We start from the raw sequence: 13,135 nt of genomic DNA, 5'->3' as shown, positions 1-13,135 counted from the left end.
ATTAGATTTATTACCCTGTTGTTTTTATCAGCTCTCACCAAATTAGCTTGATATTAAGAATCATTTTCTAATCAAAAGGTGATGGCTTTTTTGTTTATAAGTAAAACCCTCTCCTAAGACTTCATGGACTTCGATAACGCTAACAAAAGCATGAGGATCTTCTGCAGCAATCAATTCTTTTACTAATGGAATTTCTCTTGGTGAAACAACAAGATAGATTACAGGCCGTTTGGTTTTTTTATAACCACCGCGAGCTTCAAGATAAGTAAAGCCACGATCTAATTTCAAATCTATCATTTTAGCAATTTGTTGATAATTATCAGAGATAATAAGCAAACCACGTGCAGAATAGGCTCCTTGCTGGACGGCATCCATAACTTTAGAAAGAATAAAAGCTGCTACTAAAGTATACATAATATGCTTGAGGTCTAAATATGATAAGGATGATAATAAAATAATCGTGTCGCAGAACAATAAAACTTTGCCAGAAGACATGCCATACTTCATTTGCATAATGCGGGCAATAATATCTGTGCCACCAGAAGTGCCATTATACCGAAAAACTAAACCCAGGCCAATACCAGAAAGGGTTCCAGCAAGTATGGCAGATAAGAAGAGGTCGTGTTCTAAGTTCAATTGATATATAATAGGGGTTAAGCGCCAGAACCACAAGAAAAATGACAGCCAAAGCGTTCCCCAGATAGTATAGGCTAAAAGTCTTTTACCCATAAAACGATATCCTAGAATTATCAAAGGAATATTTAATAGCAAAGACGACAAACCCATGTTAATGCCCCAGAAGTGTCTCAAAAGCAAAGTAATGCCACTAATGCCACCATCTGTAAGCCTATTTGGTGCAGAGACCACGTCAAGGCTGAAGCCATAAATTCCACAGCCAATCATGATCATTATAAGTTCAAAAATATTTCTTTTGTTAATCTTTTTCATGATAATAAAACTTTCTTTATATAAATTGATACTTTAAAATTACCATAAATTAAAAATAAAAACACAGATAAATGAGTTGAGATAATAATGATAAAAATAGACAATTTACCACCAATTTTTACAGCCGCTTTTCCCGTGCTCAAGCAGTTAGAGCAAGCTGGTTATGAAGCATATTTTGTAGGAGGATCGATTCGTGATTTGATTTTAAAAAGACCAATTCACGACATAGATATAGCTACCAGTGCATATCCCGCAGAAGTAAAAAGAATTTTTCCAAAAACTATTGATACAGGAATTAAACATGGTACTGTTACTGTTTTAAATGATGGCGCTAGTTATGAAATTACCACATTTAGAACAGAATCGGGTTATCAAGACTTTCGCCGACCGGATCATGTCACTTTTGTACAAAATCTAGCTGAAGATTTAAAAAGACGTGATTTTACCATCAATGCATTGGCAATGAACAGAACAGGGGAAATAATTGATCTTTTCAATGGCTTGGGGGATTTGCAAAAACATCTTATTAAAGCCGTAGGAGATCCTATGAAAAGATTTCATGAAGATGCTTTGCGTATGATGAGAGCGGTACGCTTCATGAGCCAGCTTAATTTTGACCTTGAATCTCAGACTAAAGAAGCAGTAAGTAATTTACATCAATTACTGTCCAAAATTTCTGTCGAAAGAATCCGTGATGAATTTGTCAAGATGGGCACTGGAACAAATTCGCGAGCTGCCTTCAAAATCTTTTTACAAACGAAGTTAAGTGAAAGCGTGCCTGATTTTGCTGGTAAAAGTGATTTACTGGCCATTTATCCTAAGTTAAAATTTAACCCCAGTTTGGAAACCAGTCTTTGGTCTATAATTATTATTTTGTTAAAAATTTCAGATAACCAAATAGCCCGCTTTATGCGTGATTGGAAAAATTCAAATGCTATGACAGAAAAAGTCAAAAAAATTGTGGCTCTGTTTGATTTGATTTCTGAAAAATCGCCTTCTGATCTTGAGCTGTTTAATGCCGGCAAAGATATTTTGCTTAACACAATAGACGTGGCGCATATTTTAGGACAGCCGATCAATTCCGAAGCACTGGTTGATCGTTATACAGCTTTGCCAATTAAGTCAATGTCAGAATTGGCTATTGACGGGCAATTCTTAATTGCAAACGGCATAAAGCCTGGACCAAAATTGGGTCAAATTCTTAATCAGATTAAACAAAAGGTAATTTCAGGAGAGTTAGATAATTCTGAGGATGAAATCCAGGATTATTTGCAACAAATAGATTAACCTAGACGTAAAGTAGAACAGAAAAAAACATTAAAGTTGATCCTAAAATAACAAACAGGTGCCAAATCACATGAATAAAGGGGATCCTTTTCATTGTGTACAAAAGTGCACCAACAGTATAAGCTACACCTCCGCTAACTAGTAGCCAAAATCCAACGGGGCTGAGTCGCACATACAAATAGTTACCGGCTAAAATCACGAGCCAGCCCATAGCAACGTATAAAATAGTGTCTAATATAACGTGTTTGCCACGATTAAAAATGTAGTAGATGATGCCAAATATCGCAATTATCCAGACCAGAGTAAATAGCATTATGCCCCATTTGCCACCTATTGCTACAAGGGAAAAGGGAGTATACGATCCTGCAATCAGCAAAAAAATTGATGAATGATCAAAAATTTGAAAAACATTGCGAGCCCGAGTGAAGATGAGACTATGAAAAAGCGTAGAGAAAAGATAAAGCAGAAGCAAACAAGAGCCATAAATAGTGAAAGTAACTATTCTTAATGTACTATGTGTTGAAACAGCTTTGATAATTAAAAGTACTAATCCGGCAACTGCCAGGCAAAAACCAATACCGTGCGTGACAGCACTGAGTATATTATCTACTATGTAATAAGTTTTGGATCTTTGTTCAGGTTCTTGCCAGATTTTTTGCAATTTCATCATGAAACAGTTTGTTCGCTTTCTTTTTTTTGCTAGTTTTTTTGCTATAATAATTTATAATTAATACAGTTCACATTCTATCATAAATGAGAACATCAAATCAGAATTGAGGGCGAGTACTTTGTCAGAAATAAAAATTTTGACTGATTCTTCCGCGCAGTTAACGCCGGAAGAAATTAAAAAATATCATATTACTGTTGTGCCTTTATCGGTCACAATCGATGGTGATACCTATCTTGACGGAGTGGAAATAACCAGACAGCAATTTGTCCAAAAAATGAGTGAATCTAAAAAGTTGCCAACTACGAGCCAACCACCTATAGGAACCATGGTTGATACGATTAATGAATTAACTAAAGATGGTAGCGAAGTCATTGGCATATTTTTGGCGAAGGTATTAAGCGGCACGATTGATGCAGCTCGTCAGGCAGTTAAGCTAACCGGTAAATCAGATCTGGTGCATATAGTTGACTCAGAATTAACTGATCGTTCTGAAGGATTTCAGGTTTTGGCAGCTGCACGAGATATTGCCGCTGGCAAAAGTATTCCTGAAATTTTGGCTCATATTGAAAAAATTAAAAAAACTCAGCGTTTGCATTTACTTATTGTCAATTTAGAAAATGTGGTTAAAGGTGGACGCCTAGGTCCTTTAGCTGGTAAAATTGTCAACATGCTTAATATACACATTGAATTGCAAATGCCGAATGGTCATTTGAAAATTGCAAAAAAAGGCAGAGGCAAAAAGTTTTCTTTAGCTTTTGATAAACGCATTTTAGATGAAATTGAGGCCAACAAAGAAAAAATCAAGGAAGTCGGTATCTCATACGTTGCAACGGGCAGCACACCGCAAAAGCTACTCGATTTTGCCCAAAAAATTAAAGATATTAATTCTAAAATTGATGTTTTAGTGCGAGAAACCAGTCCTATTATTGCAACGCATGCAGGGATGGGAGCATACGCAGTTTTGTATTACACGGAGTAAAAATTGGCATATAGAGAAAGCTTTTATCGCTATTTAATGACACAGCGTAATGCTGATTCAAATGATGAAGTTGCGCAGTTTGCAAATAATGCACAAAATGATCAGACTTTTCCCAAGCAAGAGCAGAATTATGAAAAACTATCAGATTATCTTGAACTTAATGGTGGTTACCTGCCAAGCATGAGTATTTTTGATAAAGCTTATCAAATGTACCGTGAAAAGATGACGTATTAAACTAGGGCTCCCAAGTGATATGGAGCCCTTTTGGTGTAAGAAAGGCAAAAAATGGTTAATATTCAGTGGTATCCCGGGCATATGAATAAGGCTCGGAATCAGCTTGAGGATAAAATGAATTTAATTGATGTCATTGTAGAAGTTTTAGATGCACGAATTCCTCAATCATCACGTAACCCAATGATCGAAAAACTTGTAGGCAGTAAACCACATTTGATTATTCTGAATAAAGCTGATTTGGCAGATCCAGTGATGACTAAAAGGTGGCAAAAAAAATTTACGACTAAGGGCAAGTTTGTGATGGCCATGGATTCTCTTCATAATACTAACATGCAAGTGTTAGTGAAGATGATTAAAAAAGCTGCTGAAGCTAAAATAAATAAATTACAACAAAAAGGTGCATCAAGCCCTGTTATCAGAGTTGCGATTGCTGGTATCCCCAATTGCGGCAAGTCCACAATTATTAATCGTCTTGTTGGTCGCAATGTCACTCAGGTTGGTAATAAACCGGGAGTAACCAAGGGGCAAAATTGGCTCAAAACTGCGGATAATATTCAAATTTTAGATACACCTGGCATTTTGTGGCCTAAATTTGAGGATCAAACAGTTGGATTAAAGCTTGCTGCGCTTGGGGCAATTAAAGATACTGTTTTTAGCGCTGATGATGTTGCCTTATTTTTATTAGCAAAGTTACGCAAGCACTATTTGAATGATTTAATCAAATTTGCCCGAACTACTAAAGATGAAATTGAACATATTAATGATACTGATTTGTTATTGGCACTGACTGAAGAATATGGCATGCGTGACGATTATGATCGTTTCTCTATGTACTTACTGCAACGTTTACGTAAAGGAAAAATAGGAAGGATTACTTTGGATCGGATATGACAATTGGTGAAATAAAAAAATTTCTTTCAAAAGGCTCGGTCAATCCAGAAGATTTGAGTATTTTAGAAAACGATACTCGTGTAGGTGTCCAAAAACTCTTACTTAGTTACCATAATCGCCAGCAAAAATTAGCCAAGAAAAAGGCTGCATTTACAAAAAGGTTTGCTTATGAGAAAACTTTTTGGGTCAAACAGGAGATCGTTGCAGGGGTAGATGAAGTTGGCAGAGGACCATTAGCTGGTCCTGTTGTGACAGCTGCTGTAATTATTGATGACAATTTTGATTTGACAGATGTCAATGACTCTAAAAAATTAAGTGTCAAGCGCCGTCAGGATCTATATCCTTTAATTTTAAAGGAAGCAGTTAGTGTGGCAATTGGCATAAAAAGTCCGCAAGTGATTGATAAAATAAATATTTATGAAGCAGACCGTTTAGCAATGGCTGAAGCTGTAAAGAATTTAGACGTCAAACCTGACGCTTTGCTGGTTGATGCTATGCAAGTACCAGTTAAATTGCCCCAGGTCCGATTAATAAAGGGTGACTCAAAATCCAATTCTATTGCCGCTGCTTCAATTGTTGCCAAAGTATTCAGGGATAAATTGATGGCGGACTACGCTAAAATTTACCCTGAATATCATTTTGATGAAAATGCTGGCTATGGCACTCAAGCTCATCTTCAAGCACTTGAAAAATTTGGTCCAACGCCAATTCATCGTAAAACTTTTGCACCAGTGAATTCTTTTTATAAATAAAAAATATGCCTCCTTTTTACGTATTTGTATTTAGGAGGTTTTTTATGAAGACTACCAGTTTTCTCTTGCGCTTGAAATTACAAAAAGGCATCGGATATGTTAAGATGTTACGTGTTGCTAGTCAATTAAAAGTTGCTGATGTTGACATTCAGACTATTAAAAACTTAAATTTGACGAGTAATTTGATAAAAGTCTGTCTAAATGCTTATAATGATATTTATGCGGATAAAATGATCAGAAGAATAGAGAAACAATGTCAGGTTATCAGTTTTTTTGATACAGAATATCCCGAAAAACTACGTCAAATTTATCAGCCACCTTTAATTTTATTTTTACAAGGAAATCTGAAATTACTTCAGAAAAGAATTGTTACAATTGTAGGTTCACGTCAAGCCACTGGTTACAGTGGCTTAGTTTTGAACAAAATTGTGCCCAAATTAATAAAAGATGACTTTATTATTGCCAGTGGATTGGCTAAGGGTGTCGATGTTATGGCACATAAGGCGGCACTGAAATTTAATGGACAAACAATTGCAGTGGTGGGTAATGGTTTAAATTATTTTTATCCTTCGATAAATCAGCAGGTGCAGGAAGAAATTGCTCAAAAAGGCTTACTAGTGAGTGAATATCTACCTGACACTCCACCAAGACCTTATAGATTTCCCCAACGAAACAGAATTTTGGCTGGAATAGCTGAAAGTGTAATTGTTACTGAAGCTAAACAAAAATCGGGTTCTCTGATTACAGCAAACTTAGCTTTACAAGAGAATCGTGACATTTATGCTTTACCTGGTCCAATTACCAGTGAGCTGTCTCAAGGACCCAATGAACTTATTCAAGCAGGTGCTTATCCAATCACTGATTTTGATTTGCGACTTGAAAGATTTGACAATTAGCAGTTAAATATTCTATTCTCAATGAGTATTTAAAAAAGAATTTAATGAGGAGGCTTTTGATGCCTACTAAATCAAAGCCAAAGAAACGTAAGAAGACACTAGTAATAGTTGAGTCTCCGGCTAAGGCTAAAACAATTGAAAAATATTTAGGACGTAATTACCGAGTAATTGCTTCAAAGGGTCATATTCGTGACTTGCCAAAGTCACAAATGGGAATCGATTTTGACAATAACTATAAGCCAAAATATATTTCTATTAGAGGTAAAGGCGACACTATTAAGGAACTAAAGTCTGAGGCTAAAAAAGCTAAGGATGTATATTTAGCGTCTGACCCGGATCGTGAAGGTGAAGCAATTGCTTGGCATGTTGCTCATGTACTTGATTTGGATCAAAAAGACAAAAATCGGGTTACATTTAATGAGGTAACAAAAGACGCTGTCAAAAATAGCTTTAAAAATCCGAGAACAATTGATATGGACACTGTCAATGCTCAACAAGCTCGCCGTATTCTGGACAGAATTGTTGGTTATTCACTATCTCCAATTTTATGGGAAAAAGTGAAAAAGGGATTGAGTGCTGGACGTGTTCAGTCAGTCGCATTAAAGCTGGTAATTGATCGCGAAAAGGAAATTAAGAACTTTAAGCCACAGGAATATTGGACAATTGACGCGGAATTTAAAAAACTAAAAAAGACTTTTAATGGTCAGTTTTGGGGTATTAATGGCAAGAAAACTGATTTGCCTGATAATGATTCTGTCCAAAAGATCCTGGCTAAAATTGATAAAAAGAAGAGTTTCGCAGTTGAAAATGTCATTAAACGTGAGCGCAGGCGTCAACCAGCAGCTCCCTTTACAACTTCGACAATGCAACAGGAAGCAAATAAACGTCTGAATTATCGTACTAGAAGAACAATGAGCATTGCCCAGCAGCTTTATGAGGGTATTAGTCTGGGTAAACAGGGTACAGTCGGTTTGATTACCTATATGAGAACTGATTCTAAACGGACATCCCCAATCGCACAAGCAGAAGCCTCTAAGTTTTTAAATGAAAATTATGGCAAAGAATATGCCGCTAAAGGAGCACGCCATTTCAAAAACCAAGAGGATGCACAAGATGCACATGAAGCTATTAGACCAACCAGTGTTTATCGAACTCCAGAGTCTCTCAAATCTGTTTTAACTACTGAACAATATCGTTTGTATAAATTGATTTGGTCCAGATTTTTAGCCAGTGAAATGACTCCGGCTGTTTATGACACAGTAAGAGCAGACATTACGCAAAATGGAGTAGTATTCAGAACTACAGGCTCAAAAATGAAATTTGCCGGGTTTACAAAAGTTTATGATAATCAACAGGAAAAAAATGTTGAATTACCTGAATTAAACGAGGGAGATAAAGTTAAGTTAGCCAAGTCTGATAATAAACAGCATTTCACTATGCCACCTGCAAGATATACTGAAGCCAGCTTAGTTCATTCATTAGAGGAAAATGGTGTTGGTCGTCCTTCAACCTATGCACCGACAATTGATACTATCCAGCGACGCTACTACGTTAAATTAGGTGGTAAATCTATTGTGCCTACAGAGCTAGGCGAAATTGTCGATAATTTGATCGAAAAATTTTTCCCTGATATTGTCAACATCGACTTTACAGCGCAACTGGAAAATGATCTTGACGGAATTGAAGAGGGCAAGAAAAATTGGGTCAAAGTGATTGATGATTATTACCATCCCTTTAAAAAAGAACTGGATAAAGCCGATGCTGATATCAAAAAGGTGCAAATTAAAGATGAGCCTGCCGGTTTCAATTGTGATATCTGTGGTGCACCCATGGTCATTAAAATGGGACGCTATGGTAAATTTTACGCCTGCTCACGTTTCCCAGATTGTCGCAATACAAAGGCAATTGTAAAAAAGGTTGGCGTTATTTGTCCGAAGTGTGGCAAAGGTGACGTGATTGAGAAAAAATCAAAGCGTAACCGCAAGTTTTATGGCTGTTCACGTTATCCTGATTGTGACTTTGTTTCTTGGGACAAGCCTATTAACCGAAATTGTCCTAACTGTGGCCATTTTCTAGTTGAAAAAAGAAATAAAAAAGGACCTGTTGTTCTTTGTCCAAATGGCGACTATAAAGAAGAAACAAGTGCCGAAAAAGATACTGTAGAAAGTTAAATTTATGTTAATATCATCAGATCATTCATGATTTGATGATATTCTTGTATATAAAGTAAAAAAGTAAAATATTTTTAGTAAAGGAATATGATCATATGCCTGAAAGAGTATCTGTAATTGGTGGCGGCCTGGCCGGAAGTGAGGCAGCCTGGCAACTAGCAAAGCGTGGAATCGCTGTCGATTTTTACGAAATGCGACCTAAAAAAATGACTCCGGCGCATAAAACAGACAAGCTGGCTGAATTGGTGTGCACAAACTCAATGCGTTCAAATCAGTTATCTAATGCTGTAGGTTTATTAAAAGAAGAAATGCGTCAGCTTGATTCGCTTATTATGGCAGCTGCTGATCATTCCCAGGTACCTGCTGGTGGAGCATTAGCTGTTGACAGAGAGCAATTCAGTGATTATGTGACCAGTAAGCTTCATGCAATGTCAAATATTAATTTTCATAATGAAGAGATTACACAGATTCCGCAAGATTGTATTGCAATTATTGCTACTGGTCCCTTGACGAGTGACAAACTGGCTGAAGAGATACAAAAGTTTTCAGGCAATGAAAGCCTGAATTTTTTTGATGCAGCGGCACCTATAATTGCGGCTGATTCGATTGATATGGATATCGTCTATAAAAAATCTCGATATGACAAAGGTGAAGCTGCATACCTAAATTGTCCTATGACAAAGGAAGAATATGAAAGATTTGCTCAGGAATTAGTTAGTGCGGAGACTGCAGAAGTTCACAGCTTTGAAAACAGTGACGTTTTTGAAGGCTGTATGCCGATTGAAGTTATGGCTGAAAGAGGTATGAAAACTATGCTTTTTGGTCCACTTAAACCAGTAGGATTGGAAAATCCTGCTACTGGAAAAACTCCCTACGCTGTTGTTCAGCTTAGACAAGATAATGCCGTAGCTTCAATGTATAACATTGTTGGCTTTCAGACCCACCTAAAGTATGGTGAACAAAAACGTGTTTTTTCTATGATTCCTGGCTTGGCTCAAGCCCGTTTTATCAGATATGGCAAAATGCACCGCAACACTTATATGGCTTCTCCAGCTGTATTATCTGCCACATATGAAGCAAAAAAGCAACCAGGTCTATTCTTTGCAGGACAAGTGACTGGAGTCGAAGGATATGTTGAAAGTGCTGGCAGTGGTTTGGTTTCAGGGATTAACGCTGCTAGAAGAGCAATTGGACAAGAAACGGTTGCTTTTCCTAAACTAACAGCTTTAGGATCAATGGCTAATTACGTAACTACTGCTGATATCAAGCATTTTCAACCTATGAATGCCAGTTTTGCATTAATTCCGGGACTTGAAGGTTCTAAAGTGCGCAACAAGAAAGAGCGCCACTTAAAAATCAGCCAACGCGGTCTAGAATGTCTTAAGGAATTTCAAAAAGAAGTGCTGAATTAAGATGGATGCTGAAAAAGACGAACTGATAAAGCTGTTTACCTCATATTTGCGTATTGAACGTCAATATAGTCCCAAAACAATACTGTCGTATCAAACTGATTTGCTTGAGGCTAAGAGATTTTGGCAGAAAAATGGCGGCTTTACTGGCTGGTCAAAAATAAATAGACGTGATGTTGAAATTTTTTTACAAAACTTAACAGAACGCAAATTGGCGCGCTCGACGCAGTCGCGTAAAATGTCTAGCCTCAGGTCGTTTTATCACTTTTTAACTAGACGAAAAATTGTTAAAATAGATCCAACGCAAACAATTGTTTTGCGCTCTAAAGAACGAAAGTTACCCCAGTTTTTTTATGCACCAGAAATGAAGCAGGTATTTGACTCTTTAAGTGGAAATGAACCCTTGACTTTACGTAATTTAGCATTAATTGAATTGTTTTATACTACTGGGATGAGGGTTAGCGAAGTAAGCAACTTAACAAGAAAGCAAGTTGATTTAGATTTAAAGATAATTCTGGTACACGGTAAAGGTAATAAAGACAGGTACGTTGCGTTTGATGATAAAACTAAAGGCGCGTTAGTTAATTATTTGGAAAACAGTCGCGATCAACTTGTAAAAGATGATGACAGTTCAGATTATGTCTTTTTAAATAATAAAGGCAAACCATTAACAGAACGTGGCATTGAGTATATTATGCAAAGGGTTTTTAATAAGGCTGGCATTAATGGTAAGGTACACCCGCACGAATTGCGACATTCATTTGCTACGGCAATGTTGAATAATGGAGCAGATTTACGCAGTGTACAAGAAATTTTGGGTCATGACAATTTATCTACCACACAAATATATACTCACGTGACTATGAGCCACTTACAGGCAAATTATGAAAAATACTTCACTCGCAATGATAAGAAAGATGAGGCAAAAAAATGACAACAATATGTTCAGTAAAATTTAATGGTAAAACCGCAATTGCTGGCGATGGACAGGTAACTCTGGGTGAAAAAGTAATTGCAAAATCTACCGCTAAAAAGATTAGACGAATTTATCACGATCAAGTAGTAATTGGTTTTGCGGGAGGCGTAGCCGATGCAGTCAGTTTGCAAGATATGCTTGAAGGTAAACTGGAAGCATTTGGGGGTGACTTGCGCAGAGCTGCTGTGGAAATGGCTCAAGCTTGGCGCAAAGATGCCACCCTGCAAAAACTGGAGGCAATGCTTATTGCTTTTAATGAAAAAGATCTTTTATTAATTTCTGGCAATGGTGAAGTGCTTGAACCAGATGAAAATGTAGTTGCAATTGGTTCTGGTGGGAACTTTGCGCAGGCTGCAGCAATAGCAATGACCAGACATTCCTCCAGTATGAGTGCCAGCGAAATTGCTCATGAAGCTGTTGAAATAGCTTCCGGAATTGATATTTTTACTGATAATCAGATTATCACTGACGAATTGTAAAAAACGAGGCAGATAAATAATATGGAAACAAAAACACCAAAGCAAATTGTTAATTTACTTAATGAATACATTATAGGTCAAGATGAAGCAAAAAAAGCAGTTGCTGTGGCCCTTTATAATCGTTATCGCAGAATGCAGCTGCCAAAAAAAATGCAGGAAGATATCACACCTAAAAACTTGTTAATGGCAGGCCCCACAGGTGTTGGTAAAACCGAAATTGCCAGAAGATTAGCAGCGATTGTTAATGCGCCATTTGTAAAAGTGGAAGCTACAAAATTTACTGAAGTGGGTTATGTTGGTCGTGACGTTGAATCAATGGTACGCGATTTGGTAAATGAAGCAGTGCGCATGGAAGAAAAAGATCAATTTGACCGTGTTCGCACTCAAGCAACTAAAGAAGCCAATAAAATTTTAGTACGTTTGCTTGTTCCCGGAATCAAGCAGGACAAAAGAAAAAATCAGATGCAGGAATGGCAAGATATGATGTCAATGCTCATGTCAGGAGGTCAGAACAATGATCAATCTTCTGACGCAGACCAGGAAGAAATAACCGATGATGTCCGCAATCAGCGTCTTACAGTATCTGAGCAGTTAAACAAAGGCCTGCTTGAAAATCGAGAGGTCACTATCAATGTTGAGCAAGCTCCTAAAGTCAATCCAATGGGTGATATGATGGGCCAAATGGGAATCGATATGAGTTCAATGCTTAACGATTTGGTTCCTAAAAAGAAAATTAAGCGTACACTGGAAGTAAAAGACGCACGTGAAGTTTTAATTCAACAAGAGTCTCGCAAGTTGATTGATTATGACTCTCTTTATCAAAAAGCTATTGAGCGTACGGCAAACAACGGTATTATTTTTATTGATGAAATTGATAAAATTACTGCTGGCAATAAGAAAACTTCAGGTGAAGTATCACGTGAAGGCGTGCAAAGAGATATTTTGCCAATTGTAGAGGGTTCTACTGTTCAAACTAAATATGGTCCAGTAGCAACTGACCACATTCTCTTTATTGCCGCTGGAGCATTTTCTGAATCCAAGCCGAGTGATTTAATTCCTGAATTGCAAGGTCGTTTTCCAATTAGGGTCGAACTCAATGCTTTAACAAAAGACGATTTTGTCAAGATTCTCAAGGATCCTGAAGATTCACTTTTAGAACAATATGTAGCCTTGATGAAAGCTGACGGAATCAAATTAGTCTTTACGCAAGAAGCAGTTGATCGGATTGCTCAAATTGCATATGACGTAAACCAGGGAACTGATAACATTGGTGCCAGAAGATTGTCAACAATTCTTGAGAAGTTACTGGAAGATGTTTTGTATGAAGGTCCAGATATGTCTATGGGCGAAATTACGGTTACTGAAGCATACGTTAATGAAAAACTTAGTGATATAATAACAAATAAAGATTTAACTAAGTTCATTCTTTAACAAAGGTGATGA

Annotated in this window: 13 protein-coding genes; 11 read left to right on the top strand and 2 right to left on the bottom strand. The window is 37.0% G+C overall.

Annotated elements, in window-relative coordinates:
* Positions 1-60: 60 nt before the first annotated feature.
* Positions 61-948 carry a YitT family protein gene (locus tag LACWKB10_RS04400; RefSeq protein WP_034979223.1) on the bottom strand — a complete coding sequence of 296 codons (888 nt, stop codon included), beginning with the start codon at positions 946-948 and terminating at the stop codon, positions 61-63.
* Positions 949-1,035: 87 nt separating this feature from the next.
* On the opposite strand from LACWKB10_RS04400, the gene LACWKB10_RS04395 reads away from it, so the two are divergent.
* On the top strand, positions 1,036-2,235 hold the full coding sequence (locus LACWKB10_RS04395; RefSeq protein ID WP_034979220.1) for a CCA tRNA nucleotidyltransferase: 1,200 nt from the start codon (positions 1,036-1,038) through the stop codon (positions 2,233-2,235).
* A gap of 1 nt (position 2,236) precedes the next feature.
* Here LACWKB10_RS04395 and LACWKB10_RS04390 read toward each other — a convergent pair whose 3' ends face one another.
* Positions 2,237-2,902, bottom strand: a complete 666-nt coding sequence (locus tag LACWKB10_RS04390; protein ID WP_034979468.1) for a hemolysin III family protein — start codon at positions 2,900-2,902, stop codon at positions 2,237-2,239.
* A 121-nt stretch (positions 2,903-3,023) separates the two neighbouring features.
* Between LACWKB10_RS04390 and LACWKB10_RS04385 the strand changes: the two genes are divergently transcribed.
* The 10 genes from LACWKB10_RS04385 to hslU all read left to right on the top strand — a co-directional run bounded on the left by LACWKB10_RS04385 (position 3,024) and on the right by hslU (position 13,123).
* Positions 3,024-3,884, top strand: coding sequence for a DegV family protein (locus LACWKB10_RS04385; protein ID WP_034979218.1), 861 nt, complete (start codon positions 3,024-3,026; stop codon positions 3,882-3,884).
* Between the two features lie 3 nt (positions 3,885-3,887).
* Positions 3,888-4,118 (top strand): YozE family protein, encoded by a 231-nt coding sequence (locus tag LACWKB10_RS04380; protein ID WP_034979215.1) that lies wholly within the window; start codon positions 3,888-3,890, stop codon positions 4,116-4,118.
* Between the two features lie 51 nt (positions 4,119-4,169).
* Positions 4,170-5,009: a ribosome biogenesis GTPase YlqF gene (ylqF, locus tag LACWKB10_RS04375; RefSeq protein ID WP_034979213.1), complete on the top strand. Its 840-nt coding sequence runs from the start codon at positions 4,170-4,172 to the stop codon at positions 5,007-5,009.
* On the top strand, positions 5,006-5,761 hold the full coding sequence (locus LACWKB10_RS04370; protein WP_034979210.1) for a ribonuclease HII: 756 nt from the start codon (positions 5,006-5,008) through the stop codon (positions 5,759-5,761). The genes ylqF and LACWKB10_RS04370 overlap by 4 nt, the downstream gene beginning before the upstream one ends.
* Before the next feature lie 44 nt (positions 5,762-5,805).
* Positions 5,806-6,657, top strand: a complete 852-nt coding sequence (gene dprA, locus LACWKB10_RS04365; protein ID WP_034979209.1) for a DNA-processing protein DprA — start codon at positions 5,806-5,808, stop codon at positions 6,655-6,657.
* Between the two features lie 59 nt (positions 6,658-6,716).
* A complete protein-coding gene (topA, locus tag LACWKB10_RS04360; RefSeq protein WP_034979206.1) occupies positions 6,717-8,828 on the top strand; it encodes a type I DNA topoisomerase in 2,112 nt (703 codons plus the stop codon).
* Between the two features lie 95 nt (positions 8,829-8,923).
* Positions 8,924-10,240 carry a methylenetetrahydrofolate--tRNA-(uracil(54)-C(5))-methyltransferase (FADH(2)-oxidizing) TrmFO gene (trmFO, locus tag LACWKB10_RS04355; RefSeq protein WP_034979203.1) on the top strand — a complete coding sequence of 439 codons (1,317 nt, stop codon included), beginning with the start codon at positions 8,924-8,926 and terminating at the stop codon, positions 10,238-10,240.
* Between the two features lies 1 nt (position 10,241).
* Positions 10,242-11,171 carry a tyrosine recombinase XerC gene (xerC, locus tag LACWKB10_RS04350; RefSeq protein WP_034979201.1) on the top strand — a complete coding sequence of 310 codons (930 nt, stop codon included), beginning with the start codon at positions 10,242-10,244 and terminating at the stop codon, positions 11,169-11,171.
* Positions 11,168-11,692 (top strand): HslVU peptidase proteolytic subunit, encoded by a 525-nt coding sequence (gene hslV / locus LACWKB10_RS04345; protein WP_034979198.1) that lies wholly within the window; start codon positions 11,168-11,170, stop codon positions 11,690-11,692. The genes xerC and hslV overlap by 4 nt, the downstream gene beginning before the upstream one ends.
* Positions 11,693-11,713: 21 nt before the next feature.
* Positions 11,714-13,123, top strand: coding sequence for an ATP-dependent protease ATPase subunit HslU (hslU, locus tag LACWKB10_RS04340; protein WP_034979196.1), 1,410 nt, complete (start codon positions 11,714-11,716; stop codon positions 13,121-13,123).
* The last annotated feature ends 12 nt before the right edge of the window (positions 13,124-13,135 follow it).

Origin of the sequence: Lactobacillus sp. wkB10 (assembly GCF_000760615.1) — a bacterium.
Lineage (GTDB): Bacteria > Bacillota > Bacilli > Lactobacillales > Lactobacillaceae > Lactobacillus > Lactobacillus huangpiensis.
The sequence above is the reverse complement of the archived record's forward strand: the minus strand, read 5'-3'. Positions and strand labels throughout refer to the sequence as shown.

Excerpts from the sequence above, each read along its gene's own strand:
- topA (WP_034979206.1), top strand. The coding sequence starts at position 6,717 with ATGCCTACTAAATCAAAGCCAAAGAAACGTAAGAAGACACTAGTAATA.
- xerC (WP_034979201.1), top strand. The coding sequence starts at position 10,242 with ATGGATGCTGAAAAAGACGAACTGATAAAGCTGTTTACCTCATATTTG.
- LACWKB10_RS04400 (WP_034979223.1), bottom strand. The coding sequence starts at position 948 with ATGAAAAAGATTAACAAAAGAAATATTTTTGAACTTATAATGATCATG.
- trmFO (WP_034979203.1), top strand. The coding sequence starts at position 8,924 with ATGCCTGAAAGAGTATCTGTAATTGGTGGCGGCCTGGCCGGAAGTGAG.
- LACWKB10_RS04390 (WP_034979468.1), bottom strand. The coding sequence starts at position 2,902 with ATGAAATTGCAAAAAATCTGGCAAGAACCTGAACAAAGATCCAAAACT.
- hslU (WP_034979196.1), top strand. The coding sequence starts at position 11,714 with ATGGAAACAAAAACACCAAAGCAAATTGTTAATTTACTTAATGAATAC.
- LACWKB10_RS04370 (WP_034979210.1), top strand. The coding sequence starts at position 5,006 with ATGACAATTGGTGAAATAAAAAAATTTCTTTCAAAAGGCTCGGTCAAT.
- hslV (WP_034979198.1), top strand. The coding sequence starts at position 11,168 with ATGACAACAATATGTTCAGTAAAATTTAATGGTAAAACCGCAATTGCT.
- LACWKB10_RS04395 (WP_034979220.1), top strand. The coding sequence starts at position 1,036 with ATGATAAAAATAGACAATTTACCACCAATTTTTACAGCCGCTTTTCCC.
- ylqF (WP_034979213.1), top strand. The coding sequence starts at position 4,170 with ATGGTTAATATTCAGTGGTATCCCGGGCATATGAATAAGGCTCGGAAT.
- dprA (WP_034979209.1), top strand. The coding sequence starts at position 5,806 with ATGAAGACTACCAGTTTTCTCTTGCGCTTGAAATTACAAAAAGGCATC.